This window comes from Burkholderia sp. F1 (assembly GCF_050813845.1).
Taxonomy (GTDB): domain Bacteria; phylum Pseudomonadota; class Gammaproteobacteria; order Burkholderiales; family Burkholderiaceae; genus Burkholderia; species Burkholderia ubonensis.
Genome location: NZ_CP172421.1, coordinates 3,368,773 through 3,394,560, shown reverse-complemented (window position 1 = coordinate 3,394,560; position 25,788 = coordinate 3,368,773). Strand labels below are relative to the sequence as shown.

The following is a 25,788-nucleotide window of genomic DNA, read 5'->3' as shown; positions in this document are numbered from 1 at the left end:
CCGACCCAGATGCGGATATTGCTTGTCGAAGACGACCGGATGATCGCCGAGGGCGTGCGCAAGGCGCTGCGCTCGGACGGCTTCGCGGTCGACTGGGTGCAGGACGGCGACGCGGCGCTCACCGCGCTCGGCGGCGAGACGTACGACCTGCTGCTGCTCGATCTGGGCCTGCCAAAGCGCGACGGCATCGACGTGCTGCGCACGCTGCGCGCGCGCGGGCTGGCGCTGCCGGTGCTGATCGTCACCGCGCGCGACGCGGTCGCCGATCGCGTGAAGGGGCTCGACGCGGGCGCCGACGACTACCTGGTCAAGCCGTTCGATCTCGACGAGCTGGGCGCGCGGATGCGCGCGCTGATCCGCCGCCAGGCGGGGCGCAGCGAGTCGCTGATCCGCCACGGCGCGCTGACGCTCGATCCCGCTTCGCACCAGGTGACGCTCGACGGCGCGCCCGTCGCGCTGTCGGCGCGCGAGTTCGCGCTGCTCGAGGCGCTGCTCGCGCGGCCGGGCGCGGTGCTGTCGAAGAGCCAGCTCGAAGAGAAGATGTACGGCTGGGGCGAGGAGATCGGCAGCAACACCGTCGAGGTCTATATCCACGCGCTGCGCAAGAAGCTCGGCTCGGACCTGATCCGCAACGTGCGCGGGCTCGGCTACATGGTCGTCAAGGAAAGCTGACGCGTGAGGTCGATCCGTCATCAATTGCTGATCTGGCTGCTGGCGATCGTCGTCGCCGGCGTGGGCCTCGCCGGCTGGCTGATCTATCGGCAGGCGCTCGCGGAGGCGAACGAGCTGTTCGACTACCAGCTGCAGGAGATCGCCGCGGCGCTGCCGTCGGAGCCGTTCTCGCAGGTGTTCGGCTCGCGCACCAACGGCGACGAAGGCATCGTGATCCAGATCTGGAACCGCAACGGCGTGCTGATGTACTTCTCGCATCCGCGCGCGCCGATCGCGCCGCGCGCCGAGCTCGGCTTCTCGACCGAGCGCACCGACCGCGGCGAATGGCGGGTGTACGGCGCGATCGTCGGCGACAACGTCGTGCAGCTCGCGCAGCCGGTGTCGGTGCGCAACCGGCTCGCGGCGAACGTCGCGCTGCGCACGCTGTGGCCGCTGATCGTGCTGCTGCCGTTCCTCGGCGCGGCCGTGTGGATGATCGTCGGGCGCGGGCTCGCGCCGCTGCGCCGCGTGACGCGCGCGGTCGAGGCGCGCCGGCCCGAGGCGCTCGATCCGCTGCCCGATGCGCCGCTGCCGCTCGAGGTGCAGCCGCTCGTGCACGCGCTGAACGGGCTGCTCGCGCGGCTGTCGGCGGCGCTCGACACGCAGAAGGCGTTCGTGGCCGACGCCGCGCACGAGCTGCGCACGCCGCTCGCGGCCGTGCAGATCCAGGCCCAGCTCGTCGGGCGTGCGAAGGACGACGCGTCGCGCCGCGAGGCGCTCGCCGACCTGCAGGACGGCGTCACGCGCGCGACGCGCCTTGCCGAGCAGCTGCTCGCGCTCGCCCGCGCGGAACCGGACGGCGGGACGGTGCGCGAGGCGGTCGACCTGCAGGCGCTGCTCGCCGAATGCGCGGCCGCGCACGCGCCGCTCGCGCAGCGGCGCGGCATCGACCTGGGTTTCGAGGAGTCGCAGCCCGCGCGGGTCGTCGCCGACGTCGCCGCGCTGCGCGTGATGTTCGGCAACCTGCTCGACAACGCGGTCAAGTACACGCCCGACGGCGGCCGCATCGACGTGTCGCTGATGCGCGACGCGGCCGGCCGCGCGTGCGTGCAGATCGGCGACAGCGGCCCGGGCATCCCGGCCGACGAGCGCGAGCGCGTGTTCGACCGCTTCTACCGCGACAGCTCCGCGCGGGCCCGCACCGACGTGTCGGGCAGCGGGCTCGGCCTCGCGATCGTCAAGCGCGTCGCGGCGCAGCAGGGCGCGACGGTGACGCTCGGCGACGCGGCGGCGGGCGGCCTGCTCGTCAGCGTCGTGTTTCGCAACGCCGAGATGCCGGCCGAGGCGCCGCGCCAGTCCGAGCCGGTGTGAGGGGGAGCCGGGCCGGGTTAAGCCCCGCTCAAGGCTGATTAAGCCTCCTTTAAGTCAGGGTCGTTACGCTGCGTTGTAACAAAAGAGGAGGTCCTACGATGAACACCCGATTCCTTGCGCGCGGCGCTGTCGCCGTCGCGGTGGCGGCCGCGCTGTCCGCCGGCTACGTCGCGGGCACCCGGCGTGCCGATCCGCAGATCATCACGCCCGCGCAGGCGGCCGCGCTGATGCCGGCCGAAGCGGCCGCGAAGACCGGCATTCCCGATTTCTCCGGGCTCGTGGAGACCTACGGCCCGGCGGTCGTGAACATCAGCGCGAAGCACGTCGTGAAGCAGGCCGCGCGGCGCATGCAGCAGCCGCAGCTGCCGATCGACCCGAGCGACCCGTTCTACCAGTTCTTCAAGCACTTCTACGGCCAGATGCCCGGCATGGGCGGCGACGCGCAGCCGGACGACCAGCCGAGCGCGAGCCTCGGCTCCGGGTTCATCATCAGCCCGGACGGCTATATCCTGACGAATGCGCACGTGATCGACGGCGCGAACGTCGTCACCGTGAAGCTGACCGACAAGCGCGAGTACAAGGCGAAGGTCGTCGGCGCGGACAAGCAGTCCGACGTCGCGGTGCTGAAGATCGACGCGAGCGGGCTGCCGATCGTGAAGATCGGCGATCCGGCGCAGAGCAAGGTCGGCCAGTGGGTGGTCGCGATCGGCTCGCCGTACGGCTTCGACAACACCGTGACCTCCGGCATCATCAGCGCGAAGTCGCGCGCGCTGCCCGACGAGAACTACACGCCGTTCATCCAGACCGACGTGCCGGTCAACCCCGGCAACTCGGGCGGCCCGCTGTTCAACCTGAAGGGCGAGGTGATCGGCATCAACTCGATGATCTATTCGCAGACGGGCGGCTTCCAGGGCCTGTCGTTCGCGATTCCGATCAACGAGGCGATCAAGGTGAAGGACGAGCTCGTGAAGACGGGCCACGTGAGCCGCGGCCGCCTCGGCGTCGCGGTGCAGGGGCTGAACCAGACGCTGGCCAGCTCGTTCGGACTGCCGAAGCCGGACGGCGCGCTCGTCAGCTCGGTCGACCCGAGCGGCCCGGCCGCGAAGGCGGGCCTGCAGCCGGGCGACGTGATCCTGTCGGTCAACGGCATGCCGGTGGCCGATTCGACGACGCTGCCCGCGCAGATCGCGAGCTTCAAGCCCGGTTCCAGGGCCGACCTGCAGATCTGGCGCGACAAGGCGAAGAAGACGGTCAGCGTGACGCTCGGCTCGATGGCCGACGCCAAGGTCGCGTCGAACGACGGCGGTCCGGTCGAACAGGGCCGGCTCGGCGTCGCGGTGCGGCCGCTGTCGCCGCAGGAGCGCAGCGCGACGCAGCTGTCGCACGGGCTGCTCGTCCAGCAGGCGGGCGGCCCCGCCGCGAGCGCGGGCATCCAGCCGGGCGACGTGATCCTCGCGGTGAACGGCCGGCCGGTGACGAGCCCCGAACAGCTGCGCGACGCGGTCAAGGGCGCCGGCAACAGCCTCGCACTGCTGATCCAGCGCGACAATGCGCAGATCTTCGTGCCGGTCGACCTGAGCTGAACGGCGCGAGCAGGCCTCCGTTCCGATCCAGAGGAGAGTGCCATGCAACATCCACGCAGCGTGTCCCGATTCGCGATCGCCGCGGCGCTGGCCGTCGGCGTCGCGGCCGGCGCAACCGGCGCGTACGCGCAGTCGGACGGCTTGCCCGCCGCGCGTCACCAGGGCGACGTCACCTTCGTGTCCGGCGGCGTCGGGCAGGACGAATCGACGGCGTTCCAGCACAACGAAGCCGCGTGGCCGCTCGCGCTGCGCTTCACGGGCGCGGGCGGCGAGTTCGTTGCCGACGTCCAGGTGCGGATTGCCGACGCGAAAGGCGCCGAGGTGCTGAAGACCGATGCGCGCGGGCCGTACATGCTCGTCAAGCTGCCGCCGGGCCGCTACACGGTGCAGGCGTCGTACCAGGGCAAGGACGAGACGCACAGCGTCACGGTGACCGCGAAGGGCGGCGCGAAGCAGGCGTTCACCTGGTCCGCGAAATAGCCGGCAACGTCCGGTTTGGGCGACAGTCGCGCAATTCGTGCGACTTTCGCCGATAATGAAAGCCACGGCCTTCGCGCCGTGGCTTTTGTGCTTCTTGGTGCGCCCCCGGCCCGCCTGCCGGGTCGTCAGTAGGAGGAGATCGATGACCACTGCAGCCGACCCTCGTCTCGAAATCGTGCCGAACCGCCATCGCGTGCGCGTGATTCATCAGGGGATTACGTACGCGGATACGCTCGGCGCGCTGACCGTGCGCGAGTCGGGGCTGCCGGACGTTTATTACCTGCCCCGCGCCGACGTCAACATGAGCCGGCTCGTGCGGTCGCGCCTGACGACCGTCTGCGGGCTGAAGGGGCACGCGAGCTATTTCGATTTGCAGACGGAAGACGGCGTGATCGAAAACGCCGCATGGAGTTACGAGGAACCGAAGTCGGCGGCGTTGGCGCTAGCGCGCTATGTCGCCTTCGATGTCGCGCGGGTCGGCAGTCTCGTCGAGACGTCCTGAGCGGCAAGTGTTCATCGGGGAGACATCATGGAACTGAACGACGCATTACGTGTTCCGCTTGCGCCGTCGGTCGTCCGGGACGCACTGGAGGACATCGCGCTGCTGCGCGCGAGTTTTGACCATTGTGAATCGTTCGTCGAGCTGACGCGCGGCGAGTATGCGCTGACGCTTACCGTGCCGCTTGGCCCGCTACGCGCGCGCTACGGCGTGCGCGCGCATGTCGCGAGCGAGCAGGGCGATGCGGAGGGGCAGCCGCGCCGGACCCTGAACTTCAAGGCGCGCGCCGACGGCATCGGCGCGCTGCGCGGCCAGATCGAAATCGTGCTGTTGCCGGAGGCGGATGACGCGAACGCGACCCGCGTCGAATACGTGCTGTGGGCGACCGCGACCGGGCCGCTCGCCGAGCTGCCGACGCGGCAGATCGAGAACGCGCTGCACGAATGGGCCGACGACTTCTTCAGCGAGTTCTGCGCGGTCGTGCAGGCGAAGCACGGGCTTGCGCCGAACCGCGCGCGTACCACCCCGCATCGGCGCCAGCATGTGTTCCTGCGGCCCGCGTCGCTGGCGGGGACGGCGAAACGTCCGCCGCTGCAGCACCTCGGCGGCGCGCTGACCGGCCGGGCGGCCAGCGCGGTCCATCATCGCGAATCCTCTCCGGTGCCGGCCTGGGCGTGGGCGGCGATGATCGTGTTCGTCGCGCTGCTGCTCTACGCGGCGCGCTGGTTCAACGGCTGAGCGCAACCCTGCGCAGGCCGCATCCCGCTGGCCGCCGCGCATGCGGCGGCCGTCACCTTGGCGCGTCCGCCGCCGTCCCCCGAAATTCCCGCCGATAGGCCGACGGCGACGTGCCGAGCGCGCTCGCGAAATGCTGGCGCAGCGACACGCTCGACCCGTAGCCGGCCGCCTGCGCGATCGCGTCGATCGATTGTCCGGTGGTTTCCAGCAGATGCTGCGCGCGCGCGAGCCGTTCGGCCTGCAGCCATGCGATCACGGTCGTGCCGGTCGCCTGGCGGAAGTGCCGGGTGAACGTGCGGCGGCTCATCAGCACGCGCGCCGCGAGCGAATCGACGCTGTGCGGCGCGTCGAGTTGCGCGCGCACCCAGTCGAGCAGGCCCGCGAGCCGCGCGTCGCGCGGGTGCGCGGCGACGGGCTGCGGCACGTATTGCGCCTGCCCGCCCTGGCGGTGCGGCGGAATCACGAGGCGTCGCGCGATCCGGTTCGCCGCGTCGGCGCCGAAGCGGCGGCGCACCACGTGCAGGCAGCAGTCGAGCCCCGCGGCGGTGCCGGCCGACGTCATCAGGTTGCCGTCGTCGACGTACAGCACGTCGGGGTCGAGCCGCACGCGCGGGAAGCGCCGTGCGAAGTCGTCCGCCCAGGCCCAGTGCGTGGTCGCCGGGCGATCGTCGAGCAGGCCGGCTGCCGCGAGCACGTACGCGCCGAGGCACAGCCCGACCAGCAGCGCGCCGCGGTCGGCGGCGGCGCGCACCGCATCGAGCAGCACCGCCGGCGGCGTTTCGGCCGGGTCACGCCAGCTCGGCACGATGACGATCTGCGCGTCGCCGAGCGCGTCGAGCCCGAGCGGGGCCGAGATCGTGAAGCCGCCCGTCGTCGCGAGCGGGCCCCGGTCCGCCGAGCACACGCGGAAGTCGAACGCGGGCGTGTCGGCCGCGTCGCGCTCCTTGCCGAACACGACGGACGGGACCGACAGGTGGAACGGACTGATGCCGTCGAACGCGATCGCGGCGACGACGGTGGGAGAAGGGACGGCGGGGACGGCGGGCATGGCGGGCTCCGGAATGCGGATGGCCCGATTCTATCGAAGAATGTCAATCGGGCCGCTGTCGGGGCCGGCGCCGCGGTTCGACAATGCGTCGCATCGCGCTGCCGACTGCTCCCGTTGCGGGGCGGGCGGCGCGTCCGAACCAGGAGAAAGTCATGTCGAAGCCCGCTTCAAAGCCCGCCAGTCGCCGCGCCCTCATCGTGATCGACGTCCAGAACGAATACGTGACGGGCGACCTGCCGATCGAATACCCGCCCGTCGACACATCGCTCGCGAACCTTGGCCGCGCGATCGATGCCGCGCACGCGGCCGGCGTGCCGGTGATCGTCGTCCAGCACGTCGCGCCGGCCGGCGCGCCGATCTTCGCGCCCGGCAGCGACGGCGTCGAACTGCATCCGGTGGTTGCGTCGCGGCCGTACGCGCACCGGATCGAGAAGTCGCTCGCGAGCGCGTTCGCGGGCACCGATCTCGCCGCGTGGCTCGACGCGCACGGCATCGACACGCTCGCGGTGGCCGGCTACATGACGCACAATTGCAATGCGTCGACCGTGTATCACGCGGCGCATGCGGGGCTGAACGTCGAGTATCTGGAGGATGCGACGGGCGCGGTGCCGTACGAGAACGCGGCCGGCGCGGCGAGCGCCGAGGAGATCCACCGCGCGTATACGGTGGTGTTCCAGTCGAACTTCGCGGCGGTGATGTCGACCGACGCATGGATCGCCGGGCTGGCGGGCGGCGCGATGCCGGCGCGCGAGTCGGTGTCCGCGTCGAACCGGCGGGCCCGCGCGCGCCGCACGCAGGCCGCCTGACCCTGCCGCCGCGTGCGCCGGCGGGCACGGCGCGTCAATCGTCCTTCAGCATCGCCGGGCTGTAGCGCAGCATGTCGAAGCAGCCGTCGACGAGCTTTTCCGCGTGCTGCTCCGCGTCGATCTCGTCGGGCAGCATCAGCATGTCGCGCACGAAGCCGCTGACGAGCGTATGCAGCATCAGCGTCGCGCGCCACGTGTCGAGCCGTTCGGGCAGCATCTTCAGCCGCACGGCCATCGCGAGATCGGCGTCGATCGCGTGCAGCGCGTCGCTCATGCCGGCGCGATTGCGCTGCAGCAGCGGCTCCAGGTCCGCCACGTACTCGCACTTCATGAACAGGATGCTGAACACCCGGCGCAGCTGCGAATCGCGCTGGACGCCGAGCAGGCACCAGATCAGGATCTTGCGGACCTTCTCGAGCGGATTGCTGCCGGGCGCGTCGGCCGGCATCTTCTTCAGTTCGTCGATCGGCAGCAGCACGCGATCGAACATCGCGTCGAACAGCTCGCTCTTGTTCGCGAAATGCCAGTAGATGGCGCCGCGGGTCACGCCGGCGTGTTGCGCGATGTCCGCGAGCGACGTGTGCGACACGCCTTTCTCGAAGAACACGTGTTCGGCGGCGTCGAGGATGCCGTTGCGGGTGGCAAGGGCTTCCTCCTTGGTGCGTCTGACCATATTCAGGCCTGAGAGGATCGATCGGTGGGCGAAACAATAAGGTTCGCATCCCTCGCCGTACCCGTGCAAACGGGCTATCCTAGCGGCTCGTAACGGTTTGTAATACCGGCGGTCGCGGCGGCGCAGGGCCTTTTTACATACATTCGTGAATGTATATACAATACCACCCTACGATCGAATGGCCAAAGGGGCAATCAGTTAATATCCCACACTGCTGATCCCCGCCAAAGCACTACCTGCCCGCAGTTCGGGGCGTCTTCGTCGGCACCGTGGTTCCGTGCCGCTTGCTGTATCCAGCAGTCCAGTAATTCAGGTGTTCGATCCGCGCCGCAAGGCGCATCCGTGTTGCGTCCGGGCCGGGCGCGGCACTCATTCCATTGGTTACACACAGAGGTCGCTCCATGCGCGTCGAACGGGTTCCATACCGCTTAATCACTGTCGCGACGGCCGCCGTTTTCCTGGCCGCGTGCGGGAAAAAAGAATCGGCACCGCCGCCGCAAACGCCGGAAGTCGGCGTCGTCACCGTCCAGCCGGAAACCGTACCGGTCTTCACCGAACTGCCGGGCCGCACCAACGCGTTCCTCGTCGCGCAAGTGCGCGCGCGGGTCGACGGCATCGTGCTGCGCCGTGAATTCACCGAAGGCACCGACGTCAAGGCCGGCCAGCGCCTCTACAAGATCGACCCCGCACCGTATATCGCACAGCTGAACAGCGCGAAGGCATCGCTCGCGAAGGCGCAGGCGAACCTCGCGACGCAGAACGCACTGGTCGCGCGCTACAAGGTGCTGGTCGGCGCGAACGCGATCAGCAAGCAGGACTACGACAACGCGGTCGCCGCGCAAGGGCAGGCGGCGGCGGACGTGGCGGCCGGCAAGGCGGCGGTGGACACCGCGCAGATCAACCTCGGCTATACGGACGTGGTGTCGCCGATCACCGGCCGCGTCGGCATCTCGCAGGTCACGCCGGGCGCGTACGTGCAGGCGAGCCAGGCGACGCTGATGTCGACCGTGCAGCAGCTCGATCCGGTGTACGTGGACCTGACGCAGTCGAGCCTGGAAGGGCTGAAGCTGCGCCAGGACGTGCAGAGCGGCCGGATCAAGACGAGCGGCCCGGGCGCGGCGAAGGTGTCGCTGATCCTGGAGGACGGCAAGACGTACTCGGAGCCGGGCAGGCTGCAGTTCTCGGACGTGACGGTGGATCAGGCGACGGGCTCGGTGACGATCCGCGCGATCTTCCCGAACCCGAACAAGGTGCTGCTGCCGGGGATGTTCGTGCGCGCGCGCATCGAGGAAGGGGTGAACGAGAACGCGTTCCTGGTGCCGCAGATCGGCGTCACGCATGACCAGAAGGGTCAGGCGGTCGCGCTGGTGGTCGGCGCGGACAACAAGGTCGCGCCGCGTCCGCTGACGACGACCGGCATGCGGGGCCAGAACTGGATCGTCGAAGGCGGCCTGCAGGGGGGCGACCGCGTGATCGTGCAGGGCATCGACAAGGTGCGTCCGGGCGCGACCGTGAAGACCGTCGCGGCCCAGCTCGCGCAGGCGCAGGACGGCGCATCGGGCGCCGCTGCAGGGGCTGCAGCGCCGGCCGCCGCGCCGTCGTCGGGTTCGTCGCCTGCCGCAGCGTCGGCTGCCGCAGCGTCGGGCGCTGCCCCGGCGAGCGCCGCCGCCGCGTCGAGTGCTCATTAACAGGGAGCCTGTTTCATGGCAAAGTTTTTTATCGATCGCCCGATCTTTGCATGGGTGATCGCCATCATCCTGATGCTGGCCGGCGTCGCGGCGATCTTCACGCTGCCGATCGCGCAGTATCCGACGATCGCGCCGCCATCGATCCAGATCAGCGCGAACTACCCGGGCGCTTCCGCGAAGACGGTGGAAGACACGGTGACGCAGGTGATCGAGCAGCAGATGAGCGGTCTCGACAACTTCCTGTACATGTCGTCGACGAGTGACGACTCGGGCACGGCGACGATCACGCTGACGTTCGCGCCGGGCACCAACGCCGACATCGCGCAGGTCCAGGTGCAGAACAAGCTGTCGCTCGCGACGCCGATCCTGCCGCAGGTCGTGCAGCAGCTCGGCCTGTCGGTGACGAAGTCGAGCAGCAGCTTCCTGCTGGTGCTCGCCTTCACGTCCGAAGACGGCAGCATGAACCGCTACGACCTCGCGAACTACGTCGCGTCGCACGTGAAGGACCCGATCAGCCGGCTCAACGGCGTCGGCACCGTCACGCTGTTCGGCTCGCAGTACGCGATGCGGATCTGGCTCGATCCGACCCGCCTGACCAACTACGGCCTCACGCCGGTCGACGTGACCAGCGCGATCAGCGCGCAGAACGTGCAGGTCGCGGGCGGCCAGCTCGGCGGCACGCCGGCGAAGCCGGGCACCGTGCTGCAGGCGACGATCACCGAGGCGACGCTGCTGCGCACGCCGGAGGAGTTCGGCAACATCCTGCTGAAGGTCAACCAGGACGGTTCGCAGGTTCGCCTGAAGGATGTCGGGCACGTCGCGCTCGGCGCGGAAAACTACAACTTCGACACCAAGTTCAACGGCAAGCCGAGCGCGGCGCTGGGCATCCAGCTCGCGACCAACGCGAACGCGCTCGCGACCGCGAAGGCGGTGCGCCAGCAGGTGGAAACGCTGTCGAAGTACTTCCCGCACGGCCTGTCGGTGGCGTATCCGTATGACACGACGCCGTTCGTGAAGCTGTCGATCGAGGAAGTGGTCAAGACGCTGCTCGAAGGCATCGTGCTGGTGTTCCTCGTGATGTACCTGTTCCTGCAGAACCTGCGGGCGACGATCATCCCGACGATCGCGGTGCCGGTGGTGCTGCTCGGCACGTTCGCGATCATGTCGCTGGTGGGCTTCTCGATCAACACGCTGTCGATGTTCGGCCTCGTGCTCGCGATCGGCCTGCTGGTCGACGATGCGATCGTGGTGGTGGAGAACGTCGAGCGGGTGATGGCGGAAGAGGGGCTGTCGCCGAAGGAGGCGACCCGCAAGGCGATGGGCCAGATCACCGGCGCGCTGGTGGGCGTCGCGCTCGTGCTGTCGGCGGTGTTCGTGCCGGTGGCGTTCTCGGGCGGCTCGGTCGGCGCGATCTATCGTCAGTTCTCGCTGACGATCGTGTCGGCGATGGTGCTGTCGGTGCTCGTCGCGCTGATCCTGACGCCGGCGCTGTGCGCGACGATCCTCAAGCCGATCCCGCAGGGTCACCACGAAGAGAAGAAGGGCTTCTTCGGCTGGTTCAACCGCACGTTCAACCAGAGCCGCGACAAGTACCACGTCGGCGTGCACCACGTGATCAAGCGCTCGGGCCGCTGGCTCATCATCTATCTGGTCGTGATCGTCGCGGTCGGCCTGCTGTTCGTGCGCCTGCCGAAGTCGTTCCTGCCGGACGAAGACCAGGGCCTGATGTTCGTGATCGTGCAGACGCCGTCCGGCTCGACGCAGGAAACGACCGCGAAGACGCTTGCGAACATTTCCGACTACCTGCTGAACGACGAGAAGGAAATCGTCGAGTCCGCGTTCACGGTCAACGGCTTCAGCTTCGCGGGCCGCGGCCAGAACTCGGGTCTCGTGTTCGTCAGGCTGAAGGACTACGCGCAGCGTCAGCACGCGAACCAGAAGGTCCAGGCGCTGATCGGCCGGATGTTCGGGCGCTACGCGAAGTACAAGGATGCGCTGGTGATTCCGTTCAACCCGCCGTCGATTCCGGAACTCGGCACCGCCGCCGGCTTCGACTTCGAGCTGACGGACAACGCGGGCGTGGGCCACGACGCGCTGATGGCGGCGCGCAACCAGCTGCTGATGATGGCTTCGAAGGATCCGACGCTGCAGGGCGTGCGACCGAACGGCCTGAACGATACGCCGCAGTACAAGGTGAACATCGACCGCGAGAAGGCGAACGCGCTCGGCGTCACTGCGCAGGCGATCGACCAGACGTTCTCGATCGCGTGGGCGTCGCAGTACGTGAACAACTTCCTCGACACCGACGGCCGGATCAAGAAGGTCTACGTGCAGTCCGATGCGCCGTTCCGGATGACGCCGGAAGACCTGAACATCTGGTACGTGCGCAACGGCTCGGGCGGGATGGTGCCGTTCAGCGCGTTCGCGACCGGTCACTGGACCTACGGTTCGCCGAAGCTCGAGCGCTACAACGGCATCTCGGCCATGGAAATCCAGGGCCAGGCCGCACCGGGCAAGTCGACCGGCCAGGCGATGGCGGCGATGGAAGCGCTCGCGAAGAAGCTGCCGGAAGGCGTCGGCTACTCGTGGACGGGGCTGTCGTACCAGGAAATCCAGTCGGGTTCCCAGGCGCCGATCCTGTACGCGATCTCGATCCTCGTCGTGTTCCTGTGTCTCGCGGCGCTGTATGAAAGCTGGTCGATCCCGTTCTCGGTGATCATGGTCGTGCCGCTCGGCGTGATCGGCGCGCTGCTCGCGGCGACGCTGCGCGGCCTCGAGAACGACGTGTTCTTCCAGGTCGGCCTGCTGACCACGGTGGGCCTGTCCGCGAAGAACGCGATCCTGATCGTCGAGTTCGCGCGCGAACTGCAGGTGACGGAGAAGATGGGGCCGATCGAGGCCGCGCTGGAAGCGGCGCGCCTGCGGCTGCGTCCGATCCTGATGACGTCGCTCGCGTTCATTCTCGGCGTGATGCCGCTCGCGATCAGCAACGGCGCGGGCTCGGCGAGCCAGCACGCGATCGGCACGGGCGTGATCGGCGGGATGATCACCGCGACGTTCCTCGCGATCTTCATGATCCCGATGTTCTTCGTGAAGATCCGCGCGATCTTCAGCGGCGAGAAGGAAGACGTCGACGAGGCGCTGCGTCTTGCGCAGGATCACATGCACCAGGCGGAGAAGGGCGACCACGGCGACGACGAGAAGAAGGGGCAGTGATGATGCAAAAACATGCTTTGACTGCAATCGCGGTCGCGCTCTTCGCCACGGGCTGCACGATGGCGCCGCACTACAAGCGGCCCGATGCGCCCGTCGCGCAGGCGTTCCCGTCGAGCGGCGTCTATGCGACGCAGCCGGCCGTGAAGGCCGGCGCGCGCAGCGCGAACGGCCAGGCGGCGACCGACATCGGCTGGCGCGAGTTCTTCGTCGATCCGCGCCTGCAGCGGCTGATCGAGATCGCGTTGACGAACAACCGCGACCTGCGGGTCGCGGTGCTGAACGTCGCGGCCGCGCGCGCGCAGTACCAGATCACGCGTGCGGACCTGATGCCGTCGCTCGATGCGGTCGGCACCGGCAACCGCACGCGTACGCCGAACGCGCTGACGGCGATCCCGGGACGCAACATCTCGACGACCTACAACGTCGGGCTGCAGGCGTCATGGGAGCTCGACCTGTTCGGCCGGATCCAGAGCCTGAAGGACCAGGCGCTCGCGAAGTACTTCGCGACCGCGCAGGCGCGCAAGGCGACGGAGATCACCCTCGTCGCGCAGGTCGCGGACCAGTACCTGACGGTACTGTCGACCGACGACCTGCTGAAGGTTACGGAAAACACGCTGAAATCCGCGCAGGCGTCGTACGACCTGACGAAGCTGAAGTTCGACAACGGCACCGGCTCGGAGCTCGACCTGCGCCAGGCGCAGACCGTGGTCGAGACGGCGCTCGCGAACCAGCAGGCGCAGGCGCGTGCACGCGCGCAGGCGGTGAACGCGCTGGTGCTGCTGATCGGCCAGCCGTTGCCGGACGACCTGCCGCCGGGCATGCCGCTCGACGCGCAGAACTTCCTGACCGACATCCCGGCCGGGCTGCCGTCGGACCTGCTGACGCGCCGTCCGGACATCATGGAAGCGGAGCAGAACCTGCTCGCGGCGAACGCGAACATCGGCGCGGCGCGCGCGGCGTTCTTCCCGAAGATCTCGCTGACGGGCGCGTTCGGCACCGCGAGCCCGACGCTCGGCGGGCTGTTCAAGGCGGGCACCGCGGCGTGGTCGTTCGCGCCGCAGATCACGATGCCGATCTTCGAGGGCGGCGCGAATCTCGCCAATCTCGATCTCGCGCACGTGCAGAAGCGCATCGAGATCGCGAACTACGAGAAGGCGATCCAGTCGGCATTCCGGGATGTGTCGGATGGCCTGGCCGCGCGCGGCACGTACGACCAGCAGATCGCCGCGTTGCAGCGCAACGAGCATGCGCAGCAGCGTCGCTACGACCTGTCGGACCTGCGCTACAAGAACGGCGTGGACAGCTACCTGTCGGTGCTGACCGCGCAGACCGACCTGTACAACGCGCAGCAGACGCTGATCAGCGCACGGCTCGCGCGCTGGACCAGCCTCGTCGACCTGTACCGCGCGCTGGGCGGCGGCTGGATCCAGCGGGCCGGCGAGACGCCGCGTCCGGCCGACCAGCCGGTCGACTACGACAAGGCAGCCGTGCCTGCGCCGGCGTCGGCGGCTGCGAAGAACGGCTGAGCACTGCCGGTCATCGCAATGCATGGCGGGCAACCGCCAACGTCGAGCCGGCGGGCGTTGCGTGCGTGACGCGACACACGACACGCGCGCAAGGCCCCGCAAGCGACAACGCCACGGACGAAAGTCCGTGGCGTTTCTTTTTGGGCGGGGGCTTTGCACGTGCAAAGTGGTGCGCGTGCTGTCGCGCCGGCACGCACCCGGCGTTCAATGCGATCGCTGCGCCGCCGCCCGCAAGCGGATGACGCAAACAAAAAACGCCACGACAATGCCGTGGCGTTTTCCGGTCCGGAAGCAGCGCCGCGTCGCGGCGCGATCGGGCGGTCAGTGCAGGTCGACCGGCCGCCCGTCGAAATCGTGACCGGCGCGGCGGATGTCGCACTTCGCTTCCTTCTCGCCCTTCACGCCGTTGAACACGATGTTCAGGATCACGGCCGTCACCGACGCGAGCAGGATGCCGCTGTGCAGGATCGGCGCGAGCGCTGCCGGCAGCTTCGAGAAGAAGTGCGGCGACACGACCGGCACGAGCCCCATGCCGATGCTCACCGCGACGATGAACAGGTTGTGGTGGTTGTTCACGAAATCGACCTTCGACAGCACCTTCACGCCGTTCGCCGCGACCATCCCGAACATCACGATCCCCGCGCCGCCGAGCACGAACGGCGGCACCGACGCAACGACCTGAGCCATCTTCGGGAACAGGCCGAGCATCACCAGGATCACGCCGCCCGTCGCGCAGACGTAGCGGCTCTTCACGCCCGTCACGCCGATCAGGCCGACGTTCTGCGAGAACGACGTATGCGGGAACGAGTTGAAGATGCCGCCGATCAGCGTGCCGAGGCCGTCGACGCGCAGGCCGCGCACGAGGCGCTCCTGGTCGACCGGACGATCGACCATGTCGCCGACCGCGAGGAACATCCCGGTCGATTCGATGAACGTGACGAACATCACCGTGACCATCGTCGCGATCGACAGTGGGTCGAAGTGCGGCCAGCCGAAATGGAACGGCATCACGATGCCGACCCACGGCGCGATCGACACGCCTTCGGTGTTCACGCGGCCGAGCGCGAACGCGATCGCGAAGCCCGCGACGATGCCGAGCAGCACCGAGATGTTCGCGATGAAGCCGCGGCCGAACTTGTTGATCAGCAGGATCAGCGTGAGCACGAGCAGCGACAGGCCGAGGTAGACGGGGCTGCCGTATTCCGGATTGCCGACGCCGCCCGCGGCCCAGTTGATGCCGACTTCCATCAGCGACAGGCCGATCACCGAGATCACCGTGCCGACGACGACGGGCGGAAAGAACCGCAGCAGCTTGCCGATCGTCGGCGCGAGCACGATGCCGATGACGCCGGCCGCGATCGTCGAGCCGAAGATGTCGAGGATGCCGAGGCCGGGGTTCGTGCCGATCGCGATCATCGGGCCGACCGCCGCGAACGTGCACCCCATGATCACGGGCAGGCGGATGCCGAAGATCCACAGGCCCAGCGTCTGGATCAGCGTCGCGATACCGCACGAAAACAGATCGGCGCTGATCAGGAACGCGATCTGGTCTTTCGGCAGCTTGAGCGCGCCGCCGACGATTAGCGGCACGGCGACCGCGCCGGCGTACATGACGAGAACGTGCTGCAGTCCGAGCGTTACGAGCTTGCCGGTCGGCAACACTTCATCGCACGGATGGACCGTGTTCGATTGCATCTGTCTCACTCCATGATCTTGTATTCGGGGTGGTACGAAGTTATGCGGAACGGATCGCCGCAACAAGAGCACTGGGTTCTATTCCGTTCTTTGCTGGTTCGATATGCCGATTCGGCATGAAGCGGGGCGTCGCGCATCGGGAATCTGCCGCAGGAGTGAGGTTTCCCGGTTTTATAGCCCTCCAAAATAATGCGAACCCCCATGTCAAATATGGGGTGCTTTATGGTGTGTATCGCGATTCGGGAATAGTGGTCATTTCGGGGTGTGAAAAAATGAACCGGGTTAACCCGCGAACGGGCGTTTTAATGCACGCGGCGAGATCGATCGGATTGGCAATTTACGATCGCGGAAAAATAGGGCGGATATTGCGATCCCGCTATCATCGAGTCCTGTCCATTCAAATCGTCGCTTCGTCATGCGCTTGCTCGGAATCGATCTCGGCACCGGCTCGGTGAAACTCGTCACGCTCGACCCGGACGGCGTCGAACGCGCGGTCGCGAGCGAACCTTATGCACTGTCGTCGCCGCAGCCCGGCTGGGCGGAAATCGCGCCGGATGCGTGGTGGGATGCGCTCGTGCGCGCGGCCGCGCGGCTGCCAGCCGATGAACGGGCGCAGGTCGCCGCGATCGGTTTTTCGGGGCAGATGCACGGCGTCGTGCTGATCGACGCGGCCGGCCGCGCGGTGCGGCCCGCGCTGCTGTGGCCCGATACGCGCGCCGCGCGGCTCGCCGGCGCGGCGGACTGGCCGGACGCGCCGAACCCGGTCGCGCCGGGGATGGCGGGCCCGCTGCTGCGCTGGATGGCTGCCGGCGAGCCGGCGGCGCTGCGCGCCGCGCGCTGGGCCGTGCAGCCGAAGGACTGGCTGCGCATCGCGCTCGGCGGCGACGTCGCGGCCGATCCGAGCGATGCGTGCGCGACTGCGCTCGCGACGCCCGACGGCGCATGGGATGCCGCGCGGCTCGACGCGCTCGGCCTGCCGCGCGCGCTGTTTGCGCCGGTGCGTGCGTCGACGGCGCCGTGCGGCGTGCTCGCCGCGCAGGCGGCCGCGGCGCTCGGCTTGCCGGCCGGCGTGCCGCTCGCGACCGGCGCGGCCGACACCGCGTGCGCGGCGCTGGGCAGCGGCCTCGTCGCCGACGGCGACGCGCTGCTGACGACCGGCAGCGGCGGGCAGATCGTCGTGCTCGCGGACCGGCTGCCCGCCGCGCGACGCGGGCTGCACCGCTATCGCGCGGCCACGGGCGGCGGGTACTACACGATGGCGGCGATGCAGAACGTCGGGCTCGCGCTCGAAGCCGTGCGCGGCTGGCTCGGCTACGCGAGCTGGCCGGCCGCCTACGACGATGCGTTCGCGCAGCCGGCGTCCGAGCGGCTCTCCTTCCTGCCGTACCTGACCGGCGAGCGCTCGCCGTGGATGAATCCGGACGCGCGCGGCGGCTGGCTCGGCCTCGGGCTCGGCGATACGCGCGGCGCGATGATGAGGGCGGCGTTCGAAGGCGTCGCGTTCGCGCTGCGCGTGGGGCTCGATGCGATTCGTGCGGAAGGTGCGGAAGGTGCGGAGTACCGTGCGGTCGCATCGCTGCGCCTGGCCGGCGGCGGCTCGGTCGATCCGCGCTGGCGCCAGCTGCTGGCCGACGCGCTCGGCGCGTCGCTCGACGCGGTCGACTGCCCGAACGCCGCGACGCGCGGCGCCGCGCTGCTGGCCGGCGTGGCGATCGGCCACTGGCGCGAGGACGCGTTGCGCGCGCTCGCGCCCGCCGCGTCGCCGGTGGCGGCGCCGTGCGGCGACCGCGCGCTCGCGACGCGGCACGCGCGCTTCGTCGACCTGTATGCGCGGACCGCTGCATGGTTCACGATGGACGTTTAAACTCGGGCACTTGTCGTTTTGCGTCAACGATGACGCATTCGGGCAATACGACGGCTGTTTCCCGCACGCGGCGCGTGCGTCGATCGGCCATCATGGCGAGCACGATTTCACTTGCCGTGCCGCGCGCGACGCGGCACGGCCATGTTTACTGACAGGAGTCACACGATGAAGACGAAAGCCGCGATTGCGTGGAAGGCGGGTGCGCCGCTGACGATCGAGGAAGTCGACCTGGAAGGGCCGCGCGCGGGCGAGGTGCTGATCGAGGTGAAGGCGACGGGGATCTGTCACACCGACTACTACACGCTGTCGGGTGCGGATCCGGAAGGGCTCTTCCCGGCGATTCTCGGTCACGAAGGCGCGGGCGTGGTGGTCGACGTCGGCCCCGGCGTCGGCACGGTGAGGAAGGGCGACCACGTGATTCCGCTCTACACGCCGGAATGCCGCGAGTGCAAGTTCTGCCTGTCGCGCAAGACCAACCTGTGCCAGAAGATCCGCGCGACGCAGGGCAAGGGCCTGATGCCGGACGCGACATCGCGCTTCTCGCTCGACGGCAAGCCGCTGTTCCACTACATGGGCACGTCGACGTTCTCGAACTACATCGTGGTGCCGGAGATCGCGGTCGCGAAGGTGCGCGAGGACGCGCCGTTCGACAAGATCTGCTACATCGGCTGCGGCGTGACGACGGGCGTCGGCGCGGTGGTGTACTCGGCGAAGGTCGAGGCGGGCGCGAACGTGGTCGTGTTCGGTCTCGGCGGGATCGGCCTGAACGTGATCCAGGGCGCGAAGATGGTCGGCGCGGACAAGATCATCGGCGTCGACATCAACCCGAAGCGCGTCGAGCTCGCGAAGAAGTTCGGGATGACGCACTTCATCAACCCGAACGAGGTCGAGAACGTCGTCGACCACATCGTGCAGCTGACCGACGGCGGCGCGGACTACTCGTTCGAATGCGTGGGCAACGTGAAGCTGATGCGCCAGGCGCTGGAATGCACGCACAAGGGCTGGGGCCAGTCGTTCATCATCGGGGTAGCTGCGGCCGGCGAGGAAATCAGCACGCGGCCGTTCCAGCTGGTGACGGGCCGCGAGTGGAAGGGCTCGGCGTTCGGCGGCGCGCGCGGCCGCACCGATGTGCCGAAGATCGTCGACTGGTACATGGAAGGGAAGATCAACATCGACGACCTGATCACGCACACGCTGCCGCTCGAGAAGATCAACGACGGCTTCGACCTGATGAAGAAGGGCGAGTCGATCCGCTCGGTCGTGCTGTACTGATCGCGAGGTAACGACATGCTCGAACTCGTTTCGTCGCACGCGTGCCACGGCGGCGAGCAGCGCTTCTATCGTCATGAATCGACGGCGATCGGCCTGCCGATGAAGTTCTCGGTGTACCTGCCGCCGCAGGCCGCGCACGGGCGCGTGCCGGCGGTGTTCTACCTCGCGGGGCTGACCTGCACCGAGGAGACGTTCGCGATCAAGGCCGGCGCGCAGCAGTACGCGGCGCAACACGGCCTCGCGCTCGTCGCGCCCGATACGAGCCCGCGCGGCGCGGGCGTGCCGGGCGAGACCGACGCGTGGGACTTCGGCGTTGGCGCGGGCTTCTACGTCGATGCGACCGAAGCGCCGTGGTCGACGCATTACCGGATGTATTCGTACGTCGTCGACGCGCTGCGCGAGACGGTGAGCGCCGAGCTGCCGATCGACGGCGCGCGGCTCGGCATCTTCGGTCACTCGATGGGCGGGCACGGCGCGCTCGTGCTCGCGCTGCGCAATCCGGACGTGTACCGCTCGGTGTCGGCGTTCGCGCCGATCGCCGCGCCGTCGCGCTGCCCGTGGGGCGAGAAGGCGTTCTCGGGCTATCTGGGCGCCGACCGCGAAGCGTGGAAGCGCTACGACGCGAGCGAACTCGTCGCGCGCGCGGACGCGCGGAAGTTCGCGGACGGCATCCTGGTCGATCAGGGGCTCGCCGACCAGTTCCTCGCGAACCAGCTGAACCCCGACGTGTTCGAAGCGGCGTGCGCGGCGGCAGGACAGCCGCTGACGCTGCGGCGGCACGCGGGTTACGACCACGGGTATTACTTCATCTCGACGTTCATCGCCGATCACATTGCGCATCACGCGCGGGTGCTGGGGCGATGACCATGCGACCCGCGTCGCGCGGGTCGCGCAATGAAAAAACGCCGGCGTGCCTTCGAAGGCATGCCGGCGTTTTTCATGATGCGTGCGGTCACGCCGCCGCGTGCGTCACGCGTGCCGCCGCAACAGGCTTGCGCCATACACGAGCGCCGACAGCGCGGTGATCCAGAAACTCGTCGGCCAGTCGGTGTAGTACGCGAGCACGATGCCGAGCCATGCCTCGAACAGTGCGAACAGCGCGGCGAGCACGACGCCCGTCGACAGCCGCGTCGACACGTTCTGCGCGGCGGCGGCCGGGCCGACCAGCAGCGTGAACACGAGCAGCACGCCGACGATCTGCGTCGCCGCGGCGACCGCGAGCGCGCACACCGCGAGGAACAGCACCGACACCGCGCGCAGCGACACGCCCTTCGCCTCGGCGAGTTCGGGCTGCAGCGATGCGAACAAGAGCGGCCGCGCGATCAGCGCGAGCGCGGCGAGGCTCACCGCGCCGATGCCCGCGAGCACCGCGAGCGTGTCGTGGCTGACCGCGAGCACGTTGCCGAACAAGAGCGCCGTCACCTGCGTCGCGAACGACGTATAGAAATGCAGGAACAGCAGGCCGAAGCCGAGCGCGCCCGACAGGATCACGCCGATCGCGACGTCGCGCCCCGCGAGCCGCTCGCCGAGCGCGCCCATGCCGATGCCGGCCGCGAGCGTGAAGCCGACCATTCCCCAGATCGGCGAGATGCCGAGCAGCACCGCGCCCGTCGCGCCGGTGAAGCCGACGTGCGACAGCGCGTGGCCGGCGAAGGTCTGCCCGCGCAGCACCAGGAAGTAGCCGACGATGCCCGCGAGCACCGCGACGATTCCCGACGCCGCGAAGGCGTTGATCATGAAGTCGTATTCAAACATCGTGTGATTGCCCGCTCGCGTGAGGGTGCGCGTGTCCGTGGTGGGAATGGCCGTGGCCGCCGTGCGCGTGGCCGTCGTCGTCGCCTTCGTGCTCGTGGTCGTGCTTCTCGACTTCCACGTCGCCGGACATCACGAAGATCTTGCCGTTCACGCGCATCACGTCGATCGGCGATCCGTACAGCCGCGACAGCACGGGTTTCGAGATCACCTCGTCGACGGTGCCGAGCGCCGCGACGCCGTTGCCGAGATACAGCACGCGGTCGAGCGCGTTGAGGAGCGGGTTCAGTTCGTGCGCGGAGAACAGCACCGTGATGCCGAGCTCGCGCTGCACGCGGCGCACGAGTTCGACGACGCCGCGCTGGTGGTTCGGGTCGAGGCTGATCAGCGGCTCGTCGAGCAGCAGCAGCCTCGGGCTGCCGAGCAGGCACTGCGCGAGCAGCAGGCGCTGCCGTTCGCCGCCTGACAGCTCCGACAGCGGCCGGCGCGCGAGCGTGCGGCCGCCGACCAGGTCGAGCACGCGGTCGACGTCGTGCCGCGTCGCGGCGCTCGCATGCGGCAGGCCCCAGCGGTGCCCGTCGGCCGCCATCGCGACGAAATCGTAGCCGCGCATCCGGCGGTTCGCGAGGCCGCTGCGGATCTGCGGCATGTAGCCGATCGACGGATTGCCGCGCGCGACCGGCTCGCCGCCGACGAGGAGCGAGCCGCCCGCGACCGGCACGAGGCCGAGCACCGCGCGCATCAGCGTCGTCTTGCCGGCGCCGTTCGGCCCGAGCACGCCGACGAATTCGCCGGGCTCGATCGAGAGGCTGACGTCGCGCAGGATCGTGCGTCCGCCCAGTTCGAGCGTGACGCGATCGAGTTCGAGTGCGTGGGGAGTGCGGGTCATGGCTTGCGGGTGGAAAGGGCCTTGCCGAGCGCGTCGAGCTGGCCGGCCATCCATTGCTGGAAGGTCTTGCCGGCCGGCTGCGTCTCGGTGACGCTGACGGTCGGCACGCCGCCGTCGCGCGCGATCTTCAGCAGCCGCTTCGTCATCGGCGCTTCGGCCTGGCTGTTGTAGATGAGCACGCGCACCTGCTGCTTGCGCAGGTCGCGCTCGAACGCGGCGACGTCCTGCGCGCTCGCCTCGGTGTTGTTCATCGCCGCGAGCTGGAAGCGCTGGTTGCGCATGTCGAGGCCGATCGCGTCGGACAGGTAGCCGAACACGGGCTCGGTGGCCGTCACGGGCACGCCCTTGTACTGCGCGCGCAGCGCGGCGACCTTGTCGTCCACGGGCTTCAGCGACGCGACGAACTTCTGCAGGTTCGCGTCGTAGTCGGCCTTGTTCGCCGGGTCCGCGCGGCCGAGCTCGGCCGCGATCGCGCGCGCGGCGGCCGGCATCGTCGCCGGGTCGTACCACAGGTGCGGGTTGTCGCCGGCCTTCTTGCCGACGAGATCGGCGACGACGATCGTCGCGCGCTTCGCCTGCTTCGATGCGCCGAGCAGCTTGCCCATCCACGGATCGTAGTCGGCGCCGTTGTAGATCACGAGCTGCGCCTGCTGCAGCGCGCGCGCGGTCTTCGGGCTCGCCTCGAACAGGTGCGGATCCTGGTCGGGATTGCTGAGGATGCTCGTCACCGCGACGTGGCGGCCGCCGATCTGCGACGCGACGTCGCCGTAGAAATTCTCGGCGGCGACCACGTTGACGGCCGCGGCCTGCGCGAGCGCGGGCGCCGCGAGCGACAGCGCGGCGAGGCCGGCGGCGAGCCAGCGGGCGGGGCGCGAGATGGCGCGCAGCGGGGCGCGCATCAGGGCAATGGACATGAAACTCCTCGTTCGGAAAGGTAGCGCGTCGGCCGCGCGTTCGGCGTCAGCGCTGCGCCGGCCGGGTCTTGCAGTGTCCGCACAGGCCGCTCAGCTCGACGACCTGGTGATGCACCTCGAAACCGTGCGCGGGCGGGCTCGCGGACAGCTGCTTCGCGAGGTCGCCGCCCGGAATCTCGACGGTCTCGCCGCACGATTCGCAGATCAGGAACTGGCCCTCGTGCGGCACGCCGATCTCGCAGCACGCGAAGAAGGCGTTCTTCGATTCGATCCGGTGGATGAAGCCGTGCTCGACGAGGAAATCCAGCGCGCGATACACGGTCGTGGGCGGCACCCGGCCGCGCTGCGGCTCGAGCTCGGCGAGCAGGTCGTACGCGCCGATCGGGCGCTGCGCGGCGAGCACGCGTTCGTAGACCTGCCGGCGCAGCGGCGTCCACGCGAGCCCGTGGTCGGCGGCGAACGCGTCGGCGCGGGACAGCCGGTCGGCGATGGACGCCGTTGACGATGAAGTAGCCATGGCGCAATGCGGGCAATGGAACGGGAATATCGCGATGATATAACGTATCGTCATCCCGCGCATGCGGCCATCCGTCCCGTTTCTTCCCGCCCGCGCCAAAGCCGGCCCCATCGCCCGCCCCGCGGCGCGTCCGCCCGCGCCGCAACCTGTCCCGCTCGCCGTTGACCCGCCTGCGACTGCGGCCATCGGCACGGCGCCGTTCTGCCGCACCGCATCATCGAAAACGCCCCGATCCGCCTTGACAGCCCCGGTTCCGTATCCGATCATTTGATCGCAATCAGAGCAATTATTCGAGTCGCGAGCGTTTGCTCACCTCGCGACCCATCGCACAAGCAGAACGAAACGGAGACAGCCAGTGAGATTGCAGGACAAGGTCGCGATCCTGACGGGTGCCGCGAGCGGCATCGGCGAAGCGGTTGCGCAACGCTATCTGGAAGAGGGCGCGCGCTGCGTGCTCGTCGACGTGAAACCGGCCGGCGGGTCGCTCGCGCGGCTCATCGAGGCGAGCCCGGGCCGCGCGGTCGCCGTGGCCGCCGACGTCACCCGCCGCGACGACATCGCGCGCATCGTCGCCACCGCGGTCGAGCGGTTCGGCGGCGTCGACATCCTGTTCAACAACGCGGCGCTGTTCGACATGCGCCCGCTCCTCGACGAATCGTGGGACGTGTTCGACCGCCTGTTCGCCGTCAACGTGAAGGGGCTGTTCTTCCTGATGCAGGCCGTCGCGCAGCGGATGGTCGAGCAGGGGCGCGGCGGCAGGATCATCAACATGTCGTCGCAGGCCGGCCGGCGCGGCGAGGCGCTCGTATCGCACTATTGCGCGACCAAGGCGGCGGTGATCAGCTATACGCAGTCGGCCGCGCTCGCGCTCGCGCCGCACCGGATCAACGTGAACGGGATCGCGCCGGGCGTCGTCGACACGCCGATGTGGGAGCAGGTCGATGCCCTCTTCGCACGCTACGAGAACCGGCCGCTCGGCGAGAAGAAGCGGCTCGTCGGCGAAGCGGTGCCGCTCGGCCGGATGGGCCTGCCCGCCGACCTGACGGGCGCCGCGCTGTTCCTTGCGTCGGCCGATGCCGACTACGTCACCGCCCAGACGCTGAACGTCGACGGCGGCAACTGGATGAGCTGACGCGGTCCGACCCGCGCGCGGCGGCCTGACCGGCCGGTTGCGCGCCGTTTCATCGATATCGACAACACACAAGACACTGGAGACATGCCATGCAACGAAAGACGCTTGCCGCCCGCGTGCTCGCCGGCGCGGCGCTCGCGACGGCCGCCGGCGCCGCGCTTGCGGGAACGCTGACGATCGCGACGCTGAACAACCCCGACATGATCGAGCTGAAGAAGCTTGCGCCGGCGTTCGAGAAGGCCAATCCCGACGTCAAGCTGAACTGGGTGATCCTCGAGGAAAACGTGCTGCGCCAGCGCGCGACGACCGACATCACGACCGGCAGCGGCCAGTTCGACGTGGTGATGATCGGCACCTACGAGACGCCGCAGTGGGGCAAGCGCGGCTGGCTCGCGCCGGTGGCCGGCCTGCCGGCCGACTACGACCTGAACGACGTCGTGAAGACCGCGCGCGACAGCCTGTCGTACAACGGCCAGCTCTACGCGCTGCCGTTCTACGTCGAGAGCTCGATGACGTTCTACCGCAAGGACCTGTTCGCGGCGAAGGGCCTCAAGATGCCCGACCAGCCGACCTACGACCAGATCGCCGGGTTCGCGGACAAGCTGACCGACAAGTCGAAGGGCATCTACGGCATCTGCCTGCGCGGCAAGGCGGGCTGGGGCGAGAACATGGCGTATCTGTCGACGGTCGTGAACACGTTCGGCGGCCGCTGGTTCGACGACAAGTGGAACGCGCAGCTCGCGTCGCCGGAATGGAAGAAGGCCGTCAATTTCTACGTGAACCTGCTGAAGAAGAACGGCCCGCCCGGCGCGAGCTCGAACGGCTTCAACGAGAACCTGACGCTGACCGCGTCCGGCAAGTGCGCGATGTGGATCGACGCGACCGTCGCGGCGGGGATCCTCTACAACAAGCAGCAGTCGCAGGTCTCGGACCGGATCGGCTATGCGGCAGCGCCGGTCGAGGCGACGCCGAAGGGCTCGCACTGGCTGTGGGCGTGGGCGCTCGCGATCCCGAAGACGTCGAAGCAGCAGGACGCCGCGAAGAAGTTCATCGCGTGGGCGACGTCGAAGCAGTACGTGGAGCTGGTCGCGAAGGATGAAGGGTGGGCGTCGGTGCCGCCGGGCACGCGCACGTCGACGTATCAGCGCGCCGAATACAAGGCCGCCGCGCCGTTCTCCGACTTCGTGCTGAAGGCGATCGAGACGGCCGACCCGAACGATCCGTCCGCGCAGAAGGTGCCGTACACGGGCGTGCAGTACGTCGGCATTCCGGAGTTCCAGTCGTTCGGCACCGTGGTCGGGCAGAGCATCGCGGGCGCGGTGGCCGGGCAGATGACGGTCGACCAGGCGCTCGCGGCCGGGCAGGCCGCGGCCGACCGCGCGGTGCGGCAGGCCGGGTACCAGAAGTAACACGGAGAAGTCACGCGGCGCGCCGTGCGTCTGCGGACGCACTGCCGTCGTGAAGCGGCAAGGCG

General features: G+C 68.8%; 22 protein-coding genes. 15 read left to right on the top strand and 7 right to left on the bottom strand.

Going from position 1 to position 25,788, the window contains the following annotated elements:
* Positions 1 to 9: 9 nt before the first annotated feature.
* The 6 genes from ACFIMZ_RS15995 to ACFIMZ_RS15970 all read left to right on the top strand — a co-directional run bounded on the left by ACFIMZ_RS15995 (position 10) and on the right by ACFIMZ_RS15970 (position 5,322).
* Positions 10 to 672 (top strand): response regulator, encoded by a 663-nt coding sequence (locus ACFIMZ_RS15995; protein ID WP_021164091.1) that lies wholly within the window; start codon positions 10 to 12, stop codon positions 670 to 672.
* 3 nt (positions 673 to 675) lie between these two features.
* Positions 676 to 2,022: an ATP-binding protein gene (locus tag ACFIMZ_RS15990; RefSeq protein WP_431820350.1), complete on the top strand. Its 1,347-nt coding sequence runs from the start codon at positions 676 to 678 to the stop codon at positions 2,020 to 2,022.
* Between the two features lie 98 nt (positions 2,023 to 2,120).
* Positions 2,121 to 3,605, top strand: a complete 1,485-nt coding sequence (locus tag ACFIMZ_RS15985) for a DegQ family serine endoprotease (RefSeq protein ID WP_431820349.1) — start codon at positions 2,121 to 2,123, stop codon at positions 3,603 to 3,605.
* Positions 3,606 to 3,647: 42 nt separating this feature from the next.
* Positions 3,648 to 4,085: a carboxypeptidase-like regulatory domain-containing protein gene (locus ACFIMZ_RS15980; protein ID WP_431820348.1), complete on the top strand. Its 438-nt coding sequence runs from the start codon at positions 3,648 to 3,650 to the stop codon at positions 4,083 to 4,085.
* Between the two features lie 142 nt (positions 4,086 to 4,227).
* The gene (locus ACFIMZ_RS15975) at positions 4,228 to 4,587 is read left to right on the top strand and encodes a DUF427 domain-containing protein (protein WP_431820347.1); all 360 of its coding nucleotides are present in this window, start codon (positions 4,228 to 4,230) and stop codon (positions 4,585 to 4,587) included.
* Positions 4,588 to 4,614: 27 nt separating this feature from the next.
* On the top strand, positions 4,615 to 5,322 hold the full coding sequence (locus tag ACFIMZ_RS15970; protein ID WP_431820346.1) for a CoxG family protein: 708 nt from the start codon (positions 4,615 to 4,617) through the stop codon (positions 5,320 to 5,322).
* A 52-nt stretch (positions 5,323 to 5,374) separates the two neighbouring features.
* Here the strand turns inward: ACFIMZ_RS15970 and ACFIMZ_RS15965 are convergent, their stop codons facing one another.
* On the bottom strand, positions 5,375 to 6,370 hold the full coding sequence (locus tag ACFIMZ_RS15965; protein WP_431820345.1) for a helix-turn-helix domain-containing protein: 996 nt from the start codon (positions 6,368 to 6,370) through the stop codon (positions 5,375 to 5,377).
* 152 nt (positions 6,371 to 6,522) lie between these two features.
* On the opposite strand from ACFIMZ_RS15965, the gene ACFIMZ_RS15960 reads away from it, so the two are divergent.
* Complete coding sequence (locus ACFIMZ_RS15960; RefSeq protein WP_431820344.1) at positions 6,523 to 7,176, top strand: cysteine hydrolase family protein; 654 nt, start codon at positions 6,523 to 6,525, stop codon at positions 7,174 to 7,176.
* Between the two features lie 34 nt (positions 7,177 to 7,210).
* Here ACFIMZ_RS15960 and ACFIMZ_RS15955 read toward each other — a convergent pair whose 3' ends face one another.
* Positions 7,211 to 7,849, bottom strand: a complete 639-nt coding sequence (locus tag ACFIMZ_RS15955; RefSeq protein WP_431820343.1) for a TetR family transcriptional regulator — start codon at positions 7,847 to 7,849, stop codon at positions 7,211 to 7,213.
* A gap of 401 nt (positions 7,850 to 8,250) precedes the next feature.
* On the opposite strand from ACFIMZ_RS15955, the gene ACFIMZ_RS15950 reads away from it, so the two are divergent.
* Genes ACFIMZ_RS15950 through ACFIMZ_RS15940 form a run of 3 tightly spaced genes read left to right on the top strand, consistent with a single transcriptional unit; the run spans position 8,251 to position 14,279 of the window.
* The gene (locus ACFIMZ_RS15950; RefSeq protein WP_431820342.1) at positions 8,251 to 9,537 is read left to right on the top strand and encodes an efflux RND transporter periplasmic adaptor subunit; all 1,287 of its coding nucleotides are present in this window, start codon (positions 8,251 to 8,253) and stop codon (positions 9,535 to 9,537) included.
* 15 nt (positions 9,538 to 9,552) lie between these two features.
* Positions 9,553 to 12,753 carry an efflux RND transporter permease subunit gene (locus tag ACFIMZ_RS15945; RefSeq protein ID WP_431820341.1) on the top strand — a complete coding sequence of 1,067 codons (3,201 nt, stop codon included), beginning with the start codon at positions 9,553 to 9,555 and terminating at the stop codon, positions 12,751 to 12,753.
* The gene (locus ACFIMZ_RS15940) at positions 12,753 to 14,279 is read left to right on the top strand and encodes an efflux transporter outer membrane subunit (RefSeq protein WP_431820340.1); all 1,527 of its coding nucleotides are present in this window, start codon (positions 12,753 to 12,755) and stop codon (positions 14,277 to 14,279) included. The genes ACFIMZ_RS15945 and ACFIMZ_RS15940 overlap by 1 nt, the downstream gene beginning before the upstream one ends.
* A gap of 321 nt (positions 14,280 to 14,600) precedes the next feature.
* Here the strand turns inward: ACFIMZ_RS15940 and ACFIMZ_RS15935 are convergent, their stop codons facing one another.
* Positions 14,601 to 15,974 carry a nucleobase:cation symporter-2 family protein gene (locus ACFIMZ_RS15935; RefSeq protein WP_431820339.1) on the bottom strand — a complete coding sequence of 458 codons (1,374 nt, stop codon included), beginning with the start codon at positions 15,972 to 15,974 and terminating at the stop codon, positions 14,601 to 14,603.
* A gap of 415 nt (positions 15,975 to 16,389) precedes the next feature.
* On the opposite strand from ACFIMZ_RS15935, the gene ACFIMZ_RS15930 reads away from it, so the two are divergent.
* The 3 genes from ACFIMZ_RS15930 (at position 16,390) to fghA (ending at position 19,974) form a co-directional block, all read left to right on the top strand.
* Positions 16,390 to 17,838, top strand: coding sequence for a xylulokinase (locus ACFIMZ_RS15930; RefSeq protein ID WP_431820338.1), 1,449 nt, complete (start codon positions 16,390 to 16,392; stop codon positions 17,836 to 17,838).
* 165 nt (positions 17,839 to 18,003) lie between these two features.
* A complete protein-coding gene (locus ACFIMZ_RS15925) occupies positions 18,004 to 19,110 on the top strand; it encodes an S-(hydroxymethyl)glutathione dehydrogenase/class III alcohol dehydrogenase (protein WP_042586193.1) in 1,107 nt (368 codons plus the stop codon).
* Between the two features lie 15 nt (positions 19,111 to 19,125).
* Entirely contained in the window at positions 19,126 to 19,974 is an 849-nt protein-coding gene (fghA, locus tag ACFIMZ_RS15920; RefSeq protein WP_431820337.1) for an S-formylglutathione hydrolase, read from the top strand.
* A gap of 105 nt (positions 19,975 to 20,079) precedes the next feature.
* Here the strand turns inward: fghA and ACFIMZ_RS15915 are convergent, their stop codons facing one another.
* Genes ACFIMZ_RS15915 through ACFIMZ_RS15900 form a run of 4 tightly spaced genes read right to left on the bottom strand, consistent with a single transcriptional unit; the run spans position 20,080 to position 23,182 of the window.
* Positions 20,080 to 20,865 (bottom strand): metal ABC transporter permease, encoded by a 786-nt coding sequence (locus tag ACFIMZ_RS15915; protein WP_321874092.1) that lies wholly within the window; start codon positions 20,863 to 20,865, stop codon positions 20,080 to 20,082.
* Positions 20,858 to 21,751: an ABC transporter ATP-binding protein gene (locus ACFIMZ_RS15910; protein WP_431820336.1), complete on the bottom strand. Its 894-nt coding sequence runs from the start codon at positions 21,749 to 21,751 to the stop codon at positions 20,858 to 20,860. The genes ACFIMZ_RS15915 and ACFIMZ_RS15910 overlap by 8 nt, the downstream gene beginning before the upstream one ends.
* A complete protein-coding gene (locus ACFIMZ_RS15905; RefSeq protein WP_431820335.1) occupies positions 21,748 to 22,665 on the bottom strand; it encodes a metal ABC transporter solute-binding protein, Zn/Mn family in 918 nt (305 codons plus the stop codon). The genes ACFIMZ_RS15910 and ACFIMZ_RS15905 overlap by 4 nt, the downstream gene beginning before the upstream one ends.
* Positions 22,666 to 22,711: 46 nt before the next feature.
* Positions 22,712 to 23,182: a Fur family transcriptional regulator gene (locus tag ACFIMZ_RS15900; RefSeq protein WP_431820334.1), complete on the bottom strand. Its 471-nt coding sequence runs from the start codon at positions 23,180 to 23,182 to the stop codon at positions 22,712 to 22,714.
* 355 nt (positions 23,183 to 23,537) lie between these two features.
* Here ACFIMZ_RS15900 and ACFIMZ_RS15895 point away from each other — a divergent pair, with 355 nt between their 5' ends.
* Both ACFIMZ_RS15895 and ACFIMZ_RS15890 read left to right on the top strand, forming a co-directional pair.
* Positions 23,538 to 24,314, top strand: a complete 777-nt coding sequence (locus ACFIMZ_RS15895) for an L-iditol 2-dehydrogenase (RefSeq protein ID WP_431820333.1) — start codon at positions 23,538 to 23,540, stop codon at positions 24,312 to 24,314.
* Between the two features lie 89 nt (positions 24,315 to 24,403).
* Entirely contained in the window at positions 24,404 to 25,723 is a 1,320-nt protein-coding gene (locus tag ACFIMZ_RS15890; RefSeq protein WP_431820332.1) for an ABC transporter substrate-binding protein, read from the top strand.
* The last annotated feature ends 65 nt before the right edge of the window (positions 25,724 to 25,788 follow it).

Coding starts and splice junctions, on each gene's coding strand:
- ACFIMZ_RS15995 (WP_021164091.1), top strand. CDS start 10: ATGCGGATATTGCTTGTCGAAGACGACCGGATGATCGCCGAGGGCGTG.
- ACFIMZ_RS15985 (WP_431820349.1), top strand. CDS start 2,121: ATGAACACCCGATTCCTTGCGCGCGGCGCTGTCGCCGTCGCGGTGGCG.
- ACFIMZ_RS15980 (WP_431820348.1), top strand. CDS start 3,648: ATGCAACATCCACGCAGCGTGTCCCGATTCGCGATCGCCGCGGCGCTG.
- ACFIMZ_RS15975 (WP_431820347.1), top strand. CDS start 4,228: ATGACCACTGCAGCCGACCCTCGTCTCGAAATCGTGCCGAACCGCCAT.
- ACFIMZ_RS15970 (WP_431820346.1), top strand. CDS start 4,615: ATGGAACTGAACGACGCATTACGTGTTCCGCTTGCGCCGTCGGTCGTC.
- ACFIMZ_RS15965 (WP_431820345.1), bottom strand. CDS start 6,370: ATGCCCGCCGTCCCCGCCGTCCCTTCTCCCACCGTCGTCGCCGCGATC.
- ACFIMZ_RS15960 (WP_431820344.1), top strand. CDS start 6,523: ATGTCGAAGCCCGCTTCAAAGCCCGCCAGTCGCCGCGCCCTCATCGTG.
- ACFIMZ_RS15955 (WP_431820343.1), bottom strand. CDS start 7,849: ATGGTCAGACGCACCAAGGAGGAAGCCCTTGCCACCCGCAACGGCATC.
- ACFIMZ_RS15950 (WP_431820342.1), top strand. CDS start 8,251: ATGCGCGTCGAACGGGTTCCATACCGCTTAATCACTGTCGCGACGGCC.
- ACFIMZ_RS15945 (WP_431820341.1), top strand. CDS start 9,553: ATGGCAAAGTTTTTTATCGATCGCCCGATCTTTGCATGGGTGATCGCC.
- ACFIMZ_RS15940 (WP_431820340.1), top strand. CDS start 12,753: ATGATGCAAAAACATGCTTTGACTGCAATCGCGGTCGCGCTCTTCGCC.
- ACFIMZ_RS15935 (WP_431820339.1), bottom strand. CDS start 15,974: ATGCAATCGAACACGGTCCATCCGTGCGATGAAGTGTTGCCGACCGGC.
- ACFIMZ_RS15930 (WP_431820338.1), top strand. CDS start 16,390: ATGCGCTTGCTCGGAATCGATCTCGGCACCGGCTCGGTGAAACTCGTC.
- ACFIMZ_RS15925 (WP_042586193.1), top strand. CDS start 18,004: ATGAAGACGAAAGCCGCGATTGCGTGGAAGGCGGGTGCGCCGCTGACG.
- fghA (WP_431820337.1), top strand. CDS start 19,126: ATGCTCGAACTCGTTTCGTCGCACGCGTGCCACGGCGGCGAGCAGCGC.
- ACFIMZ_RS15915 (WP_321874092.1), bottom strand. CDS start 20,865: ATGTTTGAATACGACTTCATGATCAACGCCTTCGCGGCGTCGGGAATC.
- ACFIMZ_RS15910 (WP_431820336.1), bottom strand. CDS start 21,751: ATGACCCGCACTCCCCACGCACTCGAACTCGATCGCGTCACGCTCGAA.
- ACFIMZ_RS15905 (WP_431820335.1), bottom strand. CDS start 22,665: ATGTCCATTGCCCTGATGCGCGCCCCGCTGCGCGCCATCTCGCGCCCC.
- ACFIMZ_RS15900 (WP_431820334.1), bottom strand. CDS start 23,182: ATGGCTACTTCATCGTCAACGGCGTCCATCGCCGACCGGCTGTCCCGC.
- ACFIMZ_RS15890 (WP_431820332.1), top strand. CDS start 24,404: ATGCAACGAAAGACGCTTGCCGCCCGCGTGCTCGCCGGCGCGGCGCTC.